The sequence below is a fragment of the Burkholderia sp. R-40 genome (assembly GCF_049942845.1).
Taxonomy (GTDB): Bacteria; Pseudomonadota; Gammaproteobacteria; order Burkholderiales; family Burkholderiaceae; genus Burkholderia; species Burkholderia ambifaria.
Window position 1 is genome coordinate 1,989,044 of sequence record NZ_CP187968.1, and the last position, 19,723, is coordinate 2,008,766.

Annotated in this window: 14 protein-coding genes; 11 read left to right on the forward strand and 3 right to left on the reverse strand. The window is 61.1% G+C overall.

The genetic code is table 11. The annotated features are described in order from the left end of the window. The first annotated feature begins 25 nt into the window (after window positions 1-25). The 11 genes from ACP26O_RS25360 to ACP26O_RS25410 all read left to right on the forward strand — a co-directional run bounded on the left by ACP26O_RS25360 (window position 26) and on the right by ACP26O_RS25410 (window position 17,217). On the forward strand, window positions 26-2,365 hold the full coding sequence (locus tag ACP26O_RS25360) for a type VI secretion system Vgr family protein (protein WP_175663213.1): 2,340 nt from the start codon (window positions 26-28) through the stop codon (window positions 2,363-2,365). Window positions 2,366-2,374: 9 nt separating this feature from the next. Beyond that, window positions 2,375-5,002 (forward strand): glycoside hydrolase family 19 protein, encoded by a 2,628-nt coding sequence (locus tag ACP26O_RS25365; protein ID WP_175722367.1) that lies wholly within the window; start codon window positions 2,375-2,377, stop codon window positions 5,000-5,002. Then, window positions 5,003-5,560: a hypothetical protein gene (locus ACP26O_RS25370; protein ID WP_175663211.1), complete on the forward strand. Its 558-nt coding sequence runs from the start codon at window positions 5,003-5,005 to the stop codon at window positions 5,558-5,560. A 515-nt stretch (window positions 5,561-6,075) separates the two neighbouring features. After that, window positions 6,076-6,333, forward strand: a complete 258-nt coding sequence (locus ACP26O_RS25375; protein WP_105786631.1) for a PAAR domain-containing protein — start codon at window positions 6,076-6,078, stop codon at window positions 6,331-6,333. Between the two features lie 66 nt (window positions 6,334-6,399). Then, window positions 6,400-7,572, forward strand: a complete 1,173-nt coding sequence (locus ACP26O_RS25380) for a hypothetical protein (RefSeq protein WP_244098931.1) — start codon at window positions 6,400-6,402, stop codon at window positions 7,570-7,572. Next, window positions 7,569-11,387 (forward strand): ImcF-related family protein, encoded by a 3,819-nt coding sequence (locus tag ACP26O_RS25385; RefSeq protein ID WP_175663209.1) that lies wholly within the window; start codon window positions 7,569-7,571, stop codon window positions 11,385-11,387. Before ACP26O_RS25380 ends, ACP26O_RS25385 begins: the two co-directional genes overlap by 4 nt. An 8-nt stretch (window positions 11,388-11,395) precedes the next feature. Further along, window positions 11,396-12,979, forward strand: coding sequence for a type VI secretion system protein TssA (tssA, locus tag ACP26O_RS25390; protein WP_175663208.1), 1,584 nt, complete (start codon window positions 11,396-11,398; stop codon window positions 12,977-12,979). 9 nt (window positions 12,980-12,988) lie between these two features. Then, window positions 12,989-14,803, forward strand: coding sequence for a type VI secretion system baseplate subunit TssF (gene tssF, locus ACP26O_RS25395; protein WP_175663207.1), 1,815 nt, complete (start codon window positions 12,989-12,991; stop codon window positions 14,801-14,803). Window positions 14,804-14,820: 17 nt separating this feature from the next. Next, window positions 14,821-15,924 (forward strand): type VI secretion system baseplate subunit TssG, encoded by a 1,104-nt coding sequence (tssG, locus tag ACP26O_RS25400; RefSeq protein WP_244098930.1) that lies wholly within the window; start codon window positions 14,821-14,823, stop codon window positions 15,922-15,924. A gap of 13 nt (window positions 15,925-15,937) precedes the next feature. Beyond that, on the forward strand, window positions 15,938-16,456 hold the full coding sequence (gene tssJ / locus ACP26O_RS25405) for a type VI secretion system lipoprotein TssJ (RefSeq protein WP_175663205.1): 519 nt from the start codon (window positions 15,938-15,940) through the stop codon (window positions 16,454-16,456). After that, window positions 16,453-17,217, forward strand: coding sequence for a hypothetical protein (locus tag ACP26O_RS25410; protein WP_175663204.1), 765 nt, complete (start codon window positions 16,453-16,455; stop codon window positions 17,215-17,217). The genes tssJ and ACP26O_RS25410 overlap by 4 nt, the downstream gene beginning before the upstream one ends. 87 nt (window positions 17,218-17,304) lie before the next feature. On the opposite strand, the gene catC is transcribed toward ACP26O_RS25410, so the two are convergent. The 3 genes from catC to ACP26O_RS25425 are packed head-to-tail and all read right to left on the reverse strand — an operon-like array spanning window position 17,305 to window position 19,711. Next, window positions 17,305-17,595 carry a muconolactone Delta-isomerase gene (catC, locus tag ACP26O_RS25415; protein WP_059448784.1) on the reverse strand — a complete coding sequence of 97 codons (291 nt, stop codon included), beginning with the start codon at window positions 17,593-17,595 and terminating at the stop codon, window positions 17,305-17,307. A gap of 43 nt (window positions 17,596-17,638) precedes the next feature. Further along, window positions 17,639-18,541: a catechol 1,2-dioxygenase gene (gene catA, locus ACP26O_RS25420; RefSeq protein ID WP_175663203.1), complete on the reverse strand. Its 903-nt coding sequence runs from the start codon at window positions 18,539-18,541 to the stop codon at window positions 17,639-17,641. Between the two features lie 36 nt (window positions 18,542-18,577). Further along, a complete protein-coding gene (locus ACP26O_RS25425; RefSeq protein ID WP_175663202.1) occupies window positions 18,578-19,711 on the reverse strand; it encodes a muconate/chloromuconate family cycloisomerase in 1,134 nt (377 codons plus the stop codon). Between the last annotated feature and the right edge of the window lie 12 nt (window positions 19,712-19,723).

A 19,723-nucleotide genomic window follows, 5' to 3' on the forward strand; every position in this document is an offset into this window, starting at 1 on the left:
TGCAGTCGCGCAACCGAGAGATTCCATGTCGATGATTCTGCCTTCGCAGGCTTATGAATTGAAGCTCGCGCCGCACCCGGCGCCGACGTCCGTGCTCCGCTTCACGGGCCGGGACGCCGTGAGCGAGTTGTACCGCTACGACATCGAATTCACGAGCCCGGTGGTCGGTATTCCAATGGATCAGGTGATCGGTCGCCCGGCAAAATTCATCGTCGCGCCAGTCGATCCGAACATGGACTATCTGCGCAGAATGTTCGGCGAGAACACGGAGCAATTCAGCAAGATGCCGCCGACCTATACGATCCACGGCGTCATCACGGAGTTCGACGAGCTCGACACCTCGGCCGATCAGACACACTATCGGGTCCGGCTGGAGCCCAAGCTCGCTGATTTGAACAGGGGCGTGACGAGCCGGTTGTTCCAGAAGCAGTCGATCGAGGAGATCGTGACCGACACGCTGCGCCATTATGGCTACCGGGCCGGGGTCGATTTCCAGTTCCAGTTGCGCGGTCAGTACAAGCGCTGCGAGTACGTGACCCAGTATCACGAAACGACGTTTTCCTTTATTCAGCGAATCTGCGCCGAGGAAGGGCTCTGGTTTCGCTGGGAGCAGCAGAAGGATTATGCGGTGCTCGTGTTTGGCGACGATCTGGACGCCTATGCGCGCAAGCAGCGCACCGTGTCGCACCGGCGCGACTCAGGGCTCGAGAGTTCGGGCATGGACGCGATCAAGACGCTCGAGAAGCGGACTCGGCGCGTGCCGGAAGCCGTACGGTTGCACGATTACAACCACCGTGAGGCGGGTGTGTCGCTGCTAGTCGAGGAAAATGCCGCACGCGACGACAAGACGACGAGCGGCATCGATTACCAGTGGGGCGAGCACTACGAGACGCCGGAAGAGGGCAAGAGCGTCGCCCGTCGGCGCCACGAGGAATACCTGACCAACCAGATCACCTTCAGCGGTACCGGAAATCCGTTCTGGCTCGAGGCGGGCGAAGTCATGCGGCTGGCGCCGCATCCGGTCGATGCGAAGCACGGGATTTTCATCACGGCGGTGGAGTCGCAAGGCGGGCGCGACCAATCGTACTGGGTGACCTTCGAGGGGATTCCGTCAGACCGCGTATGGCGCACGCCGGTTGCATCGATCGAGCAACCGGTCATCGACGGTATCCTGCCGGCCCGGATTACGTCACCTGGCGATTACAAATACGCGTATCTGACCGAGCAGGGCTGGTATGTGATCAAGCTGCCGTTCGATCTCGATGAGTGGAGCCCGGGCGGTACCAGCCGGCCGGTGCGGTTCGCGAAACCGTATAGCGGCGACAACTATGGGCATCACTTCCCGCTGATTGACGGTGCGGAGGTGGCGGTTGTCTTCACGCAGGGGGATCCTGACCGACCCGTGATCATCGGGGCCATGCACGACAGCCTGCATCCCGATCTCGTCACCAGCCAGAACCATACCCGGAATCTGATCCGCACCGCCGCGCAGAATGAACTGCGGATGGAGGACAAGGAAGGTGTCGAGCACGTCCATCTGACGACGCCGTTTGAGGCGAGTGAGCTGAACCTCGGTCACATGGTCGACGGAGATCGCAAGGATCGCGGGCGGGGTGTCGAGTTGCGCACCGACGGGCCAGCGGCAGTTCGGGGATCGAAGGGTGTGTTGGTGACTGCGGAGGGACAGCCCGGCGCCGCGGGACAGCAGCTCGACATGCAGGACGCCGACACGACGCTCGAGCAGGCCGAACAAATCCTGAATGCGCTGAACGACTCGGCGAACGCTGCGAAAGCGCTGCAGGCTGACATCGATCAACAGCGCGTACTGATCCAGCAAAAGCTCAAGCAGCTTCAGAAACCCGTCATTGTTGCGACAGCTCCCGATGGCGTCGGGATTGTCAGTGGTCAGCAGATGCAGCTTGCCGCCCGCAAGCAAATGTTCGTGACCGCCGGCGACGGGCTCGACATCGGCGTCATGAAGCGTATCGCGGTAGCGGCCGGCGAGGCGATCTCGCTTTTTGCGGCAAAGCTCGGGATTCGAATCTTTGCCACGAAGGGCAAGGTCCAGGTACAGGCACAGTCCGACGCGATGGAACTGATGTCGATGCAGGACATGGCAGTCAGTTCGTCGGATGGCGAAGTAATCATCACCGGCCGCAAAGGTGTCACGCTCGGCGATGGATCGGGCGCTTACATCAAGTTGTCGGGCGGCAAGATCATCCTCGGTAGTCCGGCCGGAGAAATCGAGGCCAAGGGAAATCTGACGATCGACGACCCTGACGGCGGTAGTTTCAAATTTCCGACTTGGGCCGCGGCGCCCGTCAGCGACGTACAGACTGCAACGAACTTCGGATTTTCGGAATAACGAACAACCATGGCAAACCCACCCGCACCGAAGAAGCCACAATCCCCCACGCCGGCACCGGCCAAGCTGAAGCCGTTACCGTTCGCCTTTCCATTCCTGCGAAAGGGAAGGGGAAAGACCGACGCTCCCGTGCAATTCACAGGCGAGCACGAAATCTATCGCCTGCTTGCCGGACGTGAGCCGTCAGGGGCGTATCTCGTGAGCCGTAAGGGAATGTGGCATGGCGGCATTCACGTTACGGAGGCGTGCGCCGGACAATCGCTCGATCTTGACGCGGGCTTGCGCTGCATCGCCGACGGCACACTGATTGCATTTCGCGCCAACAAGACCTATCCGATCAGCGAAATCGGTGGGGCGGGAAGTGAATCACCGGTTCAGGCACCGTACAGTACCGGCTTCGCACTCGTGCAGCACACGATGGAGTTCCCACAGGGCGCGAAGCTGACGTTTTACAGCCTGTACATGCACCTGATGTCATTGGAGGACTACGCCAATTTCCCGAAGCGGAGCAAGCCGGCGTACTGGCCGCGGCAGTGGCGGGTCACTCAGCATGCGCAGAACAAACCTTCGTCTGGTCGAAACGGTCAGGTTCCGGATTCGTCCCAGCAAGGGTTACGGGTTCGTAAAAGCTACCCACGTGGCGAGATCGTTGGCATCCTGCCGCAGGGGGCAAGCGTTAGCATCGGCAAGCGGGAGAACAACTGGGGCCAAGTAACCGATCTGCACGGAGCGTCACTGGTTCCACCCGAAGCCGGTGGCTATGCCGAGCCGGTCCGCGCCGTTGGTGGCTGGGTTTTTATGGGCCGAGAGAACGGCGGACCAACCGTCGAGGAGGTCATCGAGGATTCGATGTTCGACCGGGTGATCGTCACGATAGAACAGACCGGTCAGTCGGGAGATTCGCGAGCAATCAGAGGCGGGATCCCGCTCAAAGCTGGCGACCCGATCGGCCACCTCGGTCGCTACGATTCGCTGAACGAATGCACGTCCGGTACAAGGATGGCGCACATCGAGGTGTTCTGTGACGACGGTATCGAGTCGTTCCTCGAGCAAGGTCGAGCGTGGGTCAATCAACACGGTCCGCACAAGGAAGACTGGTCGGTATTGGGTCTGCCCTCCGAGCCGACGATTCTTCGGGTTGCACCGGGTACGGTGCTATATCAACGCCAGGACAAGAAATTTGTTCCTGGAGTTGACCCGCAGTCGAGAAAGACTGACACAGTTCAGGTGTATTCGCTTGCCGAACTGGCACGCAAATCAGAACGACGAGTCGCCGAGCCGAAGCCAAACCCCAATCCAGGCTACCCGGTGAACTGGTGGCACGTCGAGGGTGTGAATGCTCAAGGTCAACAAATCGACGGCTGGGTGTGCGACTTCAACCACCCGAGCGGCCGGGTGACGCGGGAATTTGCGCAGAAGTGGATCGACTTCGAGTGCCTGGCGGACGCCCATGATCCGGCGCATACGATCTTTGCGACAACCCCGAAGTGGGTTAATTATGCGAGCGGCGCCAACGTTGCCGACGTCTCTTCGCGTTCGAATCTTAGCCCATTGATGCTCAAGGTGTATGACGCTTTGTTCACGAAAGGCGATGGCAAGAAAGCGGCTGACGAACTATGCACGCTGTCGCGAACGGAGCGCGACGGGTATCCGTGGTTGATGCTGGCGGCATCCCGGCTGATCGTCAAGCACCAAAGTGAGTGGGCTAATCCGTCGAAGTGGAAGCAGCTGATCGCCGAACTAGAGACGCAGACGGGCCTCAAGCCGCAGCACGAGGAAGAGCAGAAGCGGATCGATAAGCTTGCATGGTGGGATGACTTGAAGGCCCATATCCCAGGTTTTCCTGCCCCCGATGTATTTCACGTCAATCCAATTGGCTTAATCGCGAATTTTTCACTCGATCTGGGAATTATCACACTTGAGATGCTTGCGGCAGTTGATCCAGGTGGCAGTCAAAATTATCACAGGCAGATCCTTCCTGCGCTCAATAAGTACGCGAAAGGATATCGGGTCACTACGCCAAAGAGGATTGCTCATTTTCTCTCGCAAATCGCCGTCGAGAGTGGTTTTAAGAATATCGAAGAAGGACTTTCATATTCTTCAAAGCGAATGAAGGAGATTTTCGGATGCAATCCTGCTCCCAGAGGCAAGAAGGCGTATAGCGAAGTATCAGGCGATATTGTTTGCAATTTCGGTCGGTTGCGGGAGAAATTGTGGACTGAAGCAAGCAAGTACGAAAATAATCCAAGAAATCTTGCTAGCTATGTTTATGCTGATCGATATAAAAATGGAAACGAGGAATCCGGAGACGGGTATAAATATCGCGGCAGAGGTCTTATACAGACGACATTTAAAAGCAACTACATGATGCTTACGGATGAGCATAATCGCCGCTTCCCGGATGATCAACGTGACTTCGTGGAAAATCCAGATCTCGTTCTTAGCGATTTGGAGTATGGGGTCGAATCTGCCTTTGTTTACTGGGCTGTCACTAAAAACGTTAACGGAATTGCGGATTCTGGGAATGTCCTCGCGGTTTCGAAAGCGGTAAACGGCGGGAAGATCGGGTATTCAGAGCGCTTAACAGCCTACAACAACGTGGCGCCAATTCTTGGGCTACAAAAGGAGGTGGCGTAAATGTTTATTTCTAGGTTGTTAGTGGCGAGCGTGATGTCGCTCTTTCTCTCGCTTAACGCATATGGGGGCGAAGCTATCTCGGGTTGCCCGCCGGCAAATACTAAGAAAAATGTGTTTGATGCGTCGATGTTGGAAGGGAATTCGAGAATTTCCATCGAAAACGGCACGGCCGAATATCCCCTCGTTCTTGATTTCTATCGCCCCTTAAAGGGTGGATGTAAAAAAATTGAATTCGCTCGATATTCGATTGAAGGGGGGGTGCCGACAGTTGAGTCGATATTTTTTATGGTTCTTCATGGTCGCGTTAATGTGTTCTCCATTGTTGCGTGGGATATAAACAATCGCGGCGATGGTACTTATGGGCGACTCTATCAGGTGTACGCCTATTTCTTTAATGACGATGGAATGCTAGTTGAAAATAGGCGCATCTCTGAAGACCGCTCAATGACCGGAATCGAGGGATATGTCCAAAGCACGGAGTCGAAATTCAGATATAGAACGGCTTCTGATGTTAAGAAATACTGGCGAAGTAGACTGGGCAAACCTGTCAAACAATGACTAGAGAGAAGTATAGATCAATTGGGTCGTCGATGCATCGCAGATTTATGCGAATTCGTTAATATTCATTGAGAATGGCACGGGACAATCTGCTTGCGTGCGACCCACCGAATGCAGGTAACAGAAGCGCTTATTCGAAACTACTTGTCCAATTACGAGGGAATGGAGACACCGAAAACGCCGCCAAACTGAAGAAGATCCTGAGTGGTGACCGGAGTGGCACATCTATCCACGTAGCGCCAGTTGAGTCGGGCGCCTGGGCCGTTCATGCAGTGATTTCCAAGAAGGCATATCTCTATGGAAAACCTGCTAAATCATCAGTTACCAGATCCTACCTTGTGCAAGGTGATTCAGTATTGGTGAATAAATCTAGCTTGTCGCAGGGGTTTATGGCGTTAAGGTATCGTCAGAAGAACGGAAATATTATCGAGAGATGGATTCGTTGTGAAGATGTGAATGCGTGCTCCACAGGTAATTGAATCGTCGATTTTTAATTTCTTATCTAGGTATTCAAGGTGAAAAATCTCGCATATGAAGGTGACACAACGAGCCACGGCGGCACGATTCTGACCGGCTCCGATCGTATCAAGGTGAAGGGTCGGCGGGCCGCCCGTATCGGCGACAAGGTTTCATGCCCAATCCACGGCGACAACGAAATCGTCGAAGGCAGCGGCCGAATGAAGGATGGCACCACGCCGCTGTCGCGCGACGGCGATCACACGCGGTGTGGGGCGGAACTCATTGCCTCGTCCAGCGGAGCCCGGGTTCGGTAAGCGATGCCTGTCGATTTCAATCGCGTGCCGCCACGGGGCGAGGTCCCGCCTCCACCTCAGATCTCTATGATTGTCTGGACGATCCTGCTGGCGCTCGTATTGGGCGCGGGAACTGGTCTGACGATCATGCTTTGGCCTGCGGGTCTTCCGACCAACACGCTATGGTTCTGGTTTTGCATCGCAGGTTATCCCCTTCTTGCTTGGGCTTTTTTGCTCTTCGCCTGGCTAGGCTACGGTTACGTCCGTCGCAATCAGGCGATTGCGACGAACCGCGTCAGCGATGAGGCAGAACACGCACGACATGCATTAGCGAGCAGACCATTGGCGATACTGGGTCATGCGTGGTGTTTTGCCGTGGATGATTCGGAGAACTCGCTCAAGGGCATTCTGAACGGCACTGAACTTTCGACACGGCCAAGTGGTGCAGTCGCGGATAGTGAAGTCCATGCACGTTGGCTCGATATCCCCGATCAGCCTTTTCACCCCGGCAACGAAGTTGCGGAACATGCCCGCCATCATGCTGTATGTACGTGGCTGATTGAACGTCTGCTCGACGCTCTCTTGCCGCAACTCAGCGCTCTTCCGCAGCGAACGAAGCTCCAGGTCGAGCTTCATCATCAATCCAGGTTGAAATCCGAGGCGGTCGAAAAGCGCATACGGGATTCGATTGCTGAACGGGTGCCTTCTCTAAAGATCGACCTGAAGCAGGGTGAGCATGCGTCCTCGCTTTTTAGAGTGGATGCGTGGCTTGATAAGCGGGACGTCAATACGGTTTACCTGCTCATCGCCGTCGAACTTCGCGACGCCATTAGTGCTGTCCTGTCAGGAGGTGTAGCAGAGGCGGGCGTGGCCCTGCTCGTGGGGCAATCGCGACTTGCGTCACAGGTAAATTCCTTCGGGCTGTGGCTGCATCGTCCTGCCAAAGACTCGTTCGATGCTGCCACCCGGACGCTCGGACTCGCTGCCCGTTGGGGGCACGCTTCGCGGGACCGTTTGGGCACGGTGTGGACACACGGCCTGACCGATGACAGCGTAGGTGCGGTTCGGCGAGCCGCAACTTTTTCGGACGAGATGCGCTGGAACGTACTTGAGACGTTAGTGGGCGATTGTTCGGGCGCGGGACCCTGGCTGGCCGTCGCCCTTGCCGCGGAAAGTGCCGGTACGACGGGTGATACGCAAATGGTGCTGTGCGGTGAAGGTCAGGATCTGATCGCCCTCGTTTGCAGAAAACAGACATGAACGACGACAAGAACGACAACAAGACACGACCGGCAGGCCTCTTCATTGGTATTGCTGCCGTCATCGTGTTCCTCGCGCTCGGTATTGCGGTATGGGTGGAGGGCCCTCGTTACGGGTGGTCTCGCGACACCCGGATCATCGTCGAGCTTTTGCTGTGTGTGGCCATGCTGGTGGTGGTCCTGCTGGTCAAGTACTTAGAAGGAGTACTGCTGTGGATCGCGTCGTTGACAGCTTCCCGTTGGTTTGCCCGATACGACGCCGCCCGGCACGCAGCGTCTGTAGACCACGACGATCAAGACCCACTACCGGAACAAACCGACCGTGCTGCTGCGCTCCGCAATGCTCTACAGGATCGCCACGGCCGGCGCTGGCGCTATAGCGAACGATGGGTGCTGATCGCCGGCGATGAACCGCTCGTGAAGCGTCTGGCGCCGGGTCTGGTCGACACCGGCTTTGCGATCACCGGCGATACGGTCCTGCTGTACGCGAAGCAAACGAGCAGTATGCTCGATGCCGGCTGGCTCGACCAGATTCGCCGCTTGCGCCGTCGTCGTCCGGTCGACGCGATTGTCGCGATAACGCGTAACCGCGGTTCGTCCAATGCGCCGTTCGACACCGACAATCTGTCGCAGCGGCTCGCGCGCCACGCGCGCGCGTTGCGCTGGGCCGCGCCGGTCTATCTGCTCAATGTGACGGATTTCGGCCGTGACACGTCGAGTCCCGATGAGGCGATCGGTTTCACCTGGTCCAACGCGCGCGTCAGCAGGGAAGCAATCGACGCGTCGTTGCAGAACCTCACCGACTACCTGGCCGATTCCGGTGTCGTGCGCGTGACGAAGGATGCAGGCGACCGTTATCCCGCGGAACTGTCCCAACACATTTCGAACTTTCGCAACGTGTTGTCGGGTCTGGTGCTGCAAACCTCGCGGTCGCGTACATGGCGGCACGCAGTCCACGGCCTCCTGTTCGCGCCGCTGTTCACGGAACGGGAACTGGCGCCGCAAGTACCCGCCGACGCGAATGATGGCGGGCAACCGGCCGACCCGTCACACCGCACGATCTGGCATACCGTCGCCGAGCACAGCCGAAAGATTCACGGCCGCCGCGTCGGCTTTTCACTGTCGATCGCGGCAGCCTGGATAACGGCCGCCCTGATCGGCTGCGGGTTCGTCGGCACGATGCTGTCCGGCTTCGCCAACCGTGCAACGATCGGAAGCGTAACGGATACGGTTGCGAAGCTCACCGGGCCCCTAAACCCGACACAGTCGCTGCAAACGCTCACCGACCTCGACCGTCAAATCGACACGCTCGAAATCCATCAGCGTGCCGGTGCGCCTTTGACCGCTCGTTTCGCGTTGAACCGCGACCACGCACTACTCGACGCCCTTTGGCCTTACTACGCCGATGCCGCGAACCGGATTCTCGTCGGCCCGATCCGCCAGAAGCTCGAAGCGAGGCTGCATCAGCTCGCGTCCCTGTCCGACGCCGAAATCGCCAGCGGTGGCGACGCCCAGGTCCAGGCCGCGTACGATACGCTCAAGACCTACATGATGCTCGCCAAATCCGAGCGGGCGGCAGCCACATTCCTGATACCGCAGCTCGTCGCGGCTTCCGCACCTGAACGCCCGGCCGATTCGCCGCTGTCGAAGGGCAAGTGGGAAGACCTGCGTCAGCAAGCGATCGCATTCTTCGCGAAACACGTTGGGCATGGTGCCGCGTCCAGTCACACTGCATTGGCGATTGTCCCCGACGGAAGCCTGATCGCATCTACCCGTCAGACGATCATCGGCGTGCGCGGCATCCAGAACTCCGGCGACGCGATCTACCAGCAGATCATCGACGAAGCGACGCCGAAATATCCGCCGCTGTCACTCGCGACGTTGCTCGGTGACACAGCGTCGCAATCCTCTTCCGGCGGTGCGACGAGCCGCGGCCTGTTCGGCACGACCGCCACCATACCGGGCGTATTCACGCGTGCGGCGTGGGAAGAGCGCATCTCGAAGGCAATCGACGAAGCCGGCGAGCAACGCGATGTGGCGAGCGACTGGGTACTCTCCGACACCAAGGTTGCCCATTCATCTCCGTCGACATTGAAGACCGAACTGCGTCAGCGCTATTTCGACGATTACGCGCGTGCATGGGCGCTATTCCTCAACAGTCTGCATTGGCAACCCGCACCGACGCTATCAGCCACGGCCGACCAACTCACGCTACTGGGCGACCCGCAACGCTCGCCGCTCGTCGCGTTGATGAATGCGATCGTGTATCAGGCGGGAACGGGAGCCAACGCCCAGTCGCTGTCCGACACGCTGATCAGCAAGGCGCAGCAACTGGTCGGCGCGGACGAGAAGGATCCGTCCAAGCAGGCCAAGCCTCAACTGGCGCCGCTTGCCGCCGCATTCGCCCCAATCCTGCGCCTGACCGGCAGCGACCTCGCGTCGGGAATACCGACGAACGGCAACGCGGCCACCACGCAAATGGCAGCGACCGGCGACCTGAGCCTGGCCCGCTATCTGGAGCGGATCACGGCGATGCGCCTGAAGACATCGCAGATCGTCTCCAGCCCGGATCCGGACGCGATCGCACGTCTGGCCGCGCAAGCCGTGCTGCAAGGCAAGACGTCCGATATCGCCGACAGCCGCGATTACGCGAGTCGTGTCGCCGCGAGCCTCGGTGAACAGTGGTCCGGGTTTGGCGCATTGTTCCGCGCGCCGTTCGATCAGTCGTGGCAGGTCATCGTGCAGCCGGCCGCATCGAGCCTGAACGAGATGTGGCGCACCGCGATCGTGGCCGACTGGAACAAGACCTTCGGCGGCCGCTATCCGTTCGCGGATTCCGACAACGATGCATCGCTACCCGAGATGGCGCGCTTCATGCGTCCGGACAGCGGCGTGATCGCGCAGTTCGTGACGTCGCAACTGGCCGGTGTCGTCGAAAGGCAGGGGGACCGGTGGGTCGCCGCGCAGGGAGCCGATTCAGGCGCATTGACGATCGATCCGGCCTTCCTGAGCGGTCTGAACAAGCTCACGCGCACGTCGACGGTCCTGTTTCCGTCGGGCGACGCGCGCGTGCGCTATGAACTGCGGGCCGAGCCGACGCCGGGCGTCACCGACATGAGATTCGTGCTGTCCGGGCGCGAACTGCATTACTTCAACCAGAAGCAGGAGTGGACGCCGTTCGAATGGCCTGGACAGTCGCTCGAGAACCTGTCGCATATCGAATGGCAAACGGAGCAGGGCGGCTTGCGTACCGCGCTCGATTCGCAGGGGCGTTTCGGCCTCGTTCGATTGCTGGAGCGCGCGAAGGTCACCCAGCAGGACAACGCCCGCTATCTGCTGACCTGGACGCCCGACACGAGCCAGGGCATTCCGCTCAAGGTGCAATTGCGCAGCGAAGCCGGAGGCGGCCCACTCGACGTTCTTCAGTTGCGGAATTTCACGTTGCCGATCCGTGTTTTCGTGACGGGATCTCGGAGCGCAGGGCCTCGCGTATCGACGATCGGGCTGCCGCCGTTGCCGGCGTCGGCGATCGCGGCCGCGAAGCATGCGGCTGTGCCGTTGCCGCCGGGGCTTCCGGGCGGGAGCCGCTTGCCGGACGACTCCATGCGAGCCTCGACGGAGCCGGCCTCGGGTCAACGCACTGCGCTCGGCCTTGCTCGGGCGAAAGTGCGAACCGCCGAGCCCGGCCCGGCGAAACAGACGAGCACGCCCAAGGCTGCGATTTCGCCGTTGGCGACCACGTCGGGGCGCTCCGATTCCTTCCCCCGTCCGTTTGGGCACGCCCTCGGGCTGTCGAGTGACGTATTCGTTTTTTGAGACCTACCATGACGCTTGCCAATTTTGTGAAGACACTCGTCGGTGGTCCCCGCATCGATTCACTCCGCAAGGCACGGACGGATACCTGGGCCGCATGGGTCGCGCCGATACCGGGCGATTCCGCATGCGGGCGCGACCCCGGCTACGAAGACGCGTTCTTCGAACTGAAGGATGAAGCCGGCAAGCTGTCGGGAATCGATGACGGCCTGATCGTCCGCATGTGCGAACACCTGCTCAAGGAGACTGGCAAGGATTTGCGCGTCGCCGGCTACTACGCGTTCGCACGCCTGCGGCAGGACGGCCCGGCCGGGTTCGCCGACGGGCTCGAACTGGCTGCCGCGCTCGTCGACCGGTTTGGCGAAGCTCTTTTGCCTGCCCGTCACGAAGCGAAGAAGGCAGCGCTCGAAATGCTCGCGACTGCGCGCGTGATCGAGACGCTGGATAGTCGGGGTGACTTTGCGCCGGTCGATCTCGAACGCGCGTTGGCCGCGCTCGATGTGCTCGTCACGCATACGGCGGCGTGGCCCGATGCGGCTCGCCCGAATCTGCAGTCACTCGTTTCCCGCTTCGAGAAAAAGGAAGGGCCGGCACGCAGTGTCGATGCCGGCGTCGCGATGCCGCCCGTGACGGCCGCGGGAAAGACTTCAGCCGGATCGATCGCGTCTACGCGCGATCTGCTCGATCAGGCGCGGGCGATGTCGGCATGGCTCAGGGATCAGGAAAACGGCTATTTGCCGTCGGTGCGCCTTGTGCGAAGCATTCGTTGGGACACGCTGCACGACGTGCCGCCGTCGGATGCTGCGTCGCATACGCGTCTGGCGCCACCACGCGCCGAGTTGCGTCAGCAAATGAAGCGCCTCGTGCTGCAGAAGCACTGGCACGAGTTGCTGGAGCGCGTCGAGGGTGCGTTCATGGAAGGCGTGAATCACCTGTGGCTCGACCTGCAGTATTTCCAGCACGTTGGGCTCGACCACGTCGGCACACCGTACAGCGCATGGCGTGAATTGCTGCGCACCGACTTCGCGCTGTTTCTCGAACGACTGCCCGGCATCGAACGCCTGGCATTCAGCGACGGCACACCGTTCGCCGATGACACGACGCTCGAATGGATCGCCCGGCATGCTGTCGTGCGCGATCTGGAAGCGGGCGAGACGGTTGCGCCGCTGCCCGTTTCCGCGGATAGCGCGGGCGATGCGGAGGGCGACTGGCCGGAGATCGAAACCCAGGCGCGCGAACTCGCTGCCCGTGACGGCATCGAAACGGCCTTTGCGTGGCTCGAAGCGCTGCCCGGCATGAAAACCGATCGACATCGCTATTTGCAGCGGCTCGTGATGGCCCGCCTGGCCGACCATGCCGGCCGTCACGATGCGGCGCTCGCACTCCTTGCAGAACTCGACGGAACGTCCCGTTCGCTGCCGTTGATGCGCTGGGAGCCGGCGCTGACGTTCGAGGTCAAGCAGCAACTGATCAAAGCACTGAAAGCGATGAGCAGCCGCAAGGACGCCGACAAGCCGGCGTTCGCACGCCGCATCGGCGAGCTGCAGGCGGAACTCACGGTACTCGATCCCGCCCGCGCGTTGACCCTTTCGTAACGGATTCCCATGGACAACAACGATCCCATCCTGCGCTACTACGAAGCGGAAATGCGCTATCTGCGCGAATCCGGCAAGGAATTCGCGAAGGCGCATCCCGATCGCGCGCGCCTGCTCAACCTCGACCGCGTCGGCGATCGCGACCCGTATGTCGAACGCCTGTTCGAAGGCTTTGCGTTTCTGACGGGCCGGCTCCAGCAAAAACTCGACGACGAACTGCCCGAACTGACCGAAGGGCTCGTCAGCTTGTTGTGGCCGCACTATCTGCGGATGATTCCTTCGCTGTCGATCGTCGAGCTGACGCCGTTCGCGGAGAAGCTGCAGAAAACGGTAGTGGTCCCGGCCGGCGTGCCGGTGCGTTCCGCGCCGATCAGCGTGCCGTCCGCGGGCCGCGCGGAGGGCGCGGCACCGATGAGCGTGCGATGTCTGTACCGCACCACACAGGATGTTGCGCTGCAGCCGGTGTCGCTCACGCATGCCGGCCCGGCCGTGCGACACGACGGCCGATCGGTGATCCGCTTCGGCTTCGCGTTGCAAGCGTCGGCGCTGCGCAAGGAGACGGATCTGTCGCGGCTGCGGCTGCATTTGAACGCCGATTTGCCGACTGCATTCGCGATGCATCTTGCGCTGACGCGTCAGGCCGACGCGATTCACTGGCGCGTTCCGGAAATACGCGATGGCGAATCCGTGCCGCTACCGGGCGTCACGATCGAGCCGGCGGGATTTTCCACGGAAGAACGGCTGTGGCCCAAAGCCGATGCGGCATTCTCCGGATATCAGTTGCTGCTCGAATACTTCACGTTTCGCGAGAAATTCCTGTTCGTCGATCTGTGCGGACTCGACATCACGAAGCTGCCTGAAAAATCGACCCGCTTCGAACTGGAGATCGTTCTGAAGGATGCCTATCCGTCGGATCAGCGATTCAGCGTGGACAACGTGCGATTGTTCTGTTCACCGGTGATCAACCTGTTCGAACTGGATGCCGAGCCGATCGAGATCGACCATCACGAAACTGAGTATCGCGTCGTGCCGGCCGGTCATCAGGGCGAGCATGTCGAAACGTATTCGGTCGATGCGATCGCGACGTTCGATCACGATACGGCCGAGCGATACGAATACGTGCCGTTCACGACGTTTCGGCATCGCGGCGGCATGCTGCGGCATGAGGCGCCGGAGCGCTATTTCCATACACGCGTGCGTTCCGGCGTGTCGGGGCTGCACGAAATGTGGGTGATTCTCGGCGGGCATGCGTGGGAAACGATGGATACGCTGCCGGAGGAAAGCCTGTCGCTGCGCGTGACTGGCACGAACGGGCTGCTGCCGCGCAAGGGGCTGCGGGAGGCAAGTCTAGACGAGCTGGCGGCCAGCACGCCGAACGTCGCGAGCGTGCGCAATCTCGTGTCGCCGACGTTGCCGCTCCATCCGCCGACCGAAGATCGTTTCCAGTGGCGTGTGCTGTCGCATCTCGCCCCCAACTTCCTGTCGATGATGAACGCGGAGGTGTTGCGTGGCGCTTTGGCGCTGTACGACTGGACGAACGACGAACTGAACCGGCGGCGGCTCGCCGGCATCCTGCATGTGTCGCAGGAAATGATCGAGGAGGTGTCGGGCGGCGCGGTCGAGCGCGGCGTGCTGATCGAGGTCACGCTCGATGCGCATGCGTTCTCGGGCGAAGGCGACGTGATGCTGTTCGGCGAGTTGCTGCACCGGTTCTTCGGCGCCTACGCGGAGATCAATCTGTTCACGAAGCTGGCGATCGTCAGCCTGCCATCGCGGTCGCGGACGGAGTGGCCGCGCAGCAAGGCGGGGCGGGCACCGCTATGAGTGCATCGATTGATCGGATGAGCGCTGCAGCCGCTGAATCGAAGGGCCCGTCGGCCGTGGTTGCGAGGCTGTTCGAGCGGGCGCCGAAGATGACTTTCATGCAGTTCTGTCGTCTTTTGGAGGCGTGTGCGCCTGAACGTCCCGGATTCGGCACACGCGACACGCCGGAGCACGAGCCGGTGCGGTTCCGGCCGCGTCCTCGGTTGGGCTTTCCCGCAGGCGAGATGGCGGCGGTCGAATTCGACGATGAGCATCCCGATGCACCGCCGACCGTACGCACGACCTTCATGGGGCTTTACGGCGTCGATGCAGCGATGCCGTCGCATACGATCGACGAGATCGCGTTGCGCGAAGAGGGGCATGAGGCGGTCGAGGCCTTTCTCGATCCATTCAATCACCGCATCGCGACGTTGCTGTATCGCGCATGGAAGAAGTATCGATATCCTGAGCGTTTTCGGGCCGGTGGTGTGGATGATTATTCGCAGAGCCTGTTGTGTCTGCTGGGGTTCGGATGGGGCGACAAGCCTTTGCGGGCAGGCCTGCCGGATTCGCGGATGCTCGCGTTGTCGGGGCTGCTGATTCAGCGCACGCGGACGTCCGAAGGGCTGGCCGGCGTGGTGGCGCTCGCCGCGCCGGGGGCGGAGGTTCGCGTCGACGAGTTCTGGGCGGTGACGACGAGTACCGGTCGGCCGAAGCCGTTGACGTCGACGAAGCCGGCTGCGGGCGGGCTGCCGGACGGCAAGCGCAATGGGCTCGGTGGCGGTTACGTGCTCGGCAGGCGTCTCACGTATCGCAGCCGGGCAGTGCGCGTGACGTTGCGGCCAGCCGATGCGCGGCAGGCTCAGGATCTGCTGCCGGGAGCATGGCTGCATCGAGAGGTGATGGCATTCATCCAGCTGTATGTCGGCATCAAGGCCGATGTGTATTTGCGGATGGAGGTGTCGTCACGGTTCGTTCCGCATCCGTCCGTCGGGATCGAGCGTGCCGGCCCGGCGCCGCGTCTTGGCTGGACGACGGTGTTGCCGTCTGCCGACGAACGGCTGATCGATATTGCGCTGGGTGCCTACGAGGCATTGCCCGCGCCGCAACCCAACCCGCATCTCGTGCCGCGCACGATCTGATTCCGGAGTCTTCATGTTCTATCGAATGAGTGCGGCTACGGCTGCCGCCGTATTGCTTCTGTCGGGCTGTGGTGCATGGCAGTCGGTATCGGATGCGTCGTCGAATGCCTATCGCGCAGTGTTTTTCAAGCAGGTGAAGGTGCTTGACGTCGATCTGACTGCACGCGCGGCGCTGAATCCGGACGACGCAGGACGACCGACGTCGGTGGCCGTGCGCGTCTACCAGCTGAAGGATCGCAAGATGTTCGATGCGGCGTCGTATGACGACCTGTTGAAGAACGATCGCACGGTGCTTGCCCAGGATCTGCAAGCGGATATGTCGGCTACCGTGAGCCCCGGGGCTTCTTCGAGCTTGTCTCAACCGATGCAACGGGAGACGAAGTATGTGGCGATCGTCGCGCTGTACCGTGTTCCCGGCGCCGCTGACGATTGGAAACGCGTCGTCGAGAAAAAGAAGCTTGATCCGGGTAAGCCTCTACGTGTCGGCTTGGGCTCGGACGGATTGCGGATGACGGGGGATTTGCCGAAATGAAAATCATGCAATCCATTCGGCGCGGGGATAAGCCATTCGCGTTAGCCAGGCAACTAAGTCTCGCAATTTTTCTTGGAGTTGTCGGGTCCGTTCACGTGGCGGCTCGAGATGTATCGTCTCCATCGATCGTGCCGCTCGCTGGAAAGCCAGACGGTTTTGTTCCCAAAGGCTGGAAGCTGGAATTTCAGACGAAGGGCGACCTGAACGGCGATGGCCGCGACGATCTTGTGCTGGTCTTACGTGACAATGATCCTGCGAACGTGATATCGCATGACGGCATGTGCGAGAACCCGTTCGACGCGAATCCGCGCATTCTTGTCGTTGCCTTTGCGCAGCCGGATGGCCGGTACGCTGTCGCGTTGCGAAACGATACGCTCATACCGGTCCGGGAATCTCCCTGTCTCGCGGATGCTCTGGAAGAGGGGAACGTGATTGTCGACCGGCGCGCGTTGCGGGTCACGCTGAGTCGCTTTGCCAGTGCTGGGAGTTGGGAAATGGGATCCACCACCTATACATTCCGGTGGCAGGACCGGAATTTCATGCTGATCGGTTACGACAACTTCTCGGTGATGCGCAATACGGGCGCCGTGCGAAACCTCAGCGTGAACTACTCGACAGGCAAGGCCAAGATATCGATCGGAAATGTGTCCGACGATCGCGAGCGGACACGATGGGTAAAGCTGCATACGCAGCGTCGCTGGACGCTGGACCAGGTTGGTGACGGCTTCGAGTTTTCCCGGTCGCTGCCGAGCGTCGAATAGTCGTAAATGCAGGCGTGAATGGCGTCACCACGACGCCATGTTTCGTGGTCCATGCGCCGGATAACCGGTGCATGGACCATAAAGGCATTACCGATCGTCTTCCCGCACCGAAGATGGATGCCGGCACAGCGCCCGCACTTCCATCTCCATATACGGAAACAACGGCAGCTGACTTAGCACGTCATGCAGTTGCTGCACGCTTTCGACATCGAAAATGCTGACGTTCGCATACTGCCCCGCGATCCGCCACAGATGCCGCCAGACTCCTTCGTTCATCAACCGCTGGCACATCGCCTTCTCTTCGGCCTTCAGCGTGGCCGCCTTGACCGGATCCATGTCCGCCGGCAGACGGACGGTCATTTCCACATGAAACAGCATTCTGTACTCCTTGCGTTATCGATGCGTCGAACCGGACGGCCGCTCAGGCTTGCGCCCGCGCCCGCTCGACTTCACTCGCCGGCACGTCCTGCTTGTCCTTGAGCAGCGAAAAATCGAAGTCGATCAGCGCGAACTGCCCGTCGACGCCATACGGCTTGCCTTCCGCGCCCTCTGCCTGCTTGATCTTCGGGATCAGCCCTTCGCGGGTCGCGAATGCGAAGTCGTCCCAGATGTGCGGATCGCCTTCGATGTTGATCTGCGTCGTCAGCTTACGATATCCGTCCGCGGAAACGAAGAAGTGGATGTGCGCCGGACGATGGCCGTGGCGACCGAGCAGGTCGAGCAGCTGCTCGGTCTTGCTGCCCGGCGGGACGCTGTAGCCGACCGGCAGCACGCTGCGGAAGCTGTAGCGGCCATCGGCATCGGTGCGGATCGAGCGGCGCAGATTGAACGCGGGCTGCGATTGATCGAAGTACGAGTAGTTGCCGAGGTGGTTCGCGTGCCACACCTCGACGAGCGCGTTCGCGATCGGCGCGCCGTCCTGACCGAGCACCCGGCCGCGCATGATCAGCGTCTGGCCCGGATCGGTGCCGTCGTCGAGGCGCGCATGGCCGACCGATTCCGGTGCGCCCGCGACATACAGCGGCCCCTCGATCGTGCGCGGCGTGCCGCCCTGGAAGCCGGCCTTCTCCTCGGCCTCGTCCATCCGCACGTCGAGGAAGCGCTCGAGGCCGAGGCCCGCGGCGATCAGCCCGAATTCACGGCCGGCTTCGTTCAGGTAGTTGAGCGCGGTCCAGAACTCGCTCGGCTGCACGTCGAAGTCCTCGATCGTGTAGCAGATGTCCTTCACGATCCGGTTGACGATCGCGCGCACGCGCGGGTTGCCGGGCTTTTCCGCGGCGTCGTCGAAGGTCTTCAGCAGGGCGTCGATGGCTTGTTTGTTCATCTGTGTCTCCGGTTTCGGTTGTCGTGTGGGGTGGGATCAGCGGGCGTCGCGTCGCATCCGTTCGATGCGAGCCCAGTCGAAGGTGATGCCGAGGCCGGGCGTCGCCGGCAGGTGTAGCTTGAAATCCTGGTAACGCAGCGGCTCGACGAGAATCTCCTCGGTGAGCAGCAGCGGGCCGAACAGCTCGGTGCCCCATTTCAGCGAGCCGAACGTGCTGAACAACTGCGCGGACGCCATCGTGCCGGCCGCGCCCTCGAGCATCGTGCCGCCGTACAGGTCGATGCCGGCCGCCGACGCGATCGATGCGACGCTCGCCGCGCCGAGCAGGCCGCCCGATTGCGCGATCTTCACCGCGAACACGTCGGCCGCGCGGTCCTGCGCGAGCGCGAACGCATCGACGGGGCCGTGCAGCGCTTCGTCGGCCATGATCGGAATTTGCGCGAGCTGCGTGAGGCGTTTCAGCCCCGCGCGATTGCTCGCGGCGATGGGTTGCTCGACGAGGCTCACGCCGGCGTCCGCGAGTCGCGCGCCAGCCCGGATCGCGTCGGTTTCGCTCCAGGCCTGGTTCACGTCGACGCGGACGTCGCCGCGCTCGCCGAGCGCGCGCTTGATCGCGATCACGTGCGCAACGTCGTCGTCGACCGCGTTCGACCCGATCTTCAGCTTGAACGCGCGATGGCGGCGCGCGTCGAGCATCGCCTCGGCTTCCGCGATGTCGCGCTGCGTGTCGCCGCTCGCGAGCGTCCATGCGACGTCGACCGCGTCGGTCGTGCGGCCGCCGAACAGTTCCGACAGCGGCACGCCGAGGCGGCGCGCCTGCGCGTCGAACAGCGCGGTTTCGATCGCGCACTTCGCGAACCGGTTGCCCTGGAACAGCTTGCGCGCACGCGCCATCGCGGCGCCCGGGCGCGTTGCGTCCATGCCTTGCAGCAGCGGCGCGAAGTAGGTGTCGATGTTGACCTTGATGCTCTCGGGGCTCTCCTCGCCATACGCGAGACCGCCGATCGTGGTCGCCTCGCCGACGCCTTCGATACCGTCCGTGCATCGAACGCGGACCAGCACGAGGGTCTGGCAATTCATCGTCGCGACCGACAGTTTGTGGGGCCTGATCGTCGGCACGTCGACGAGCAGCGTGTCAATGCGTTCGATGGTGGCGGCAGTTGCTATCATGCGATTCCTCCT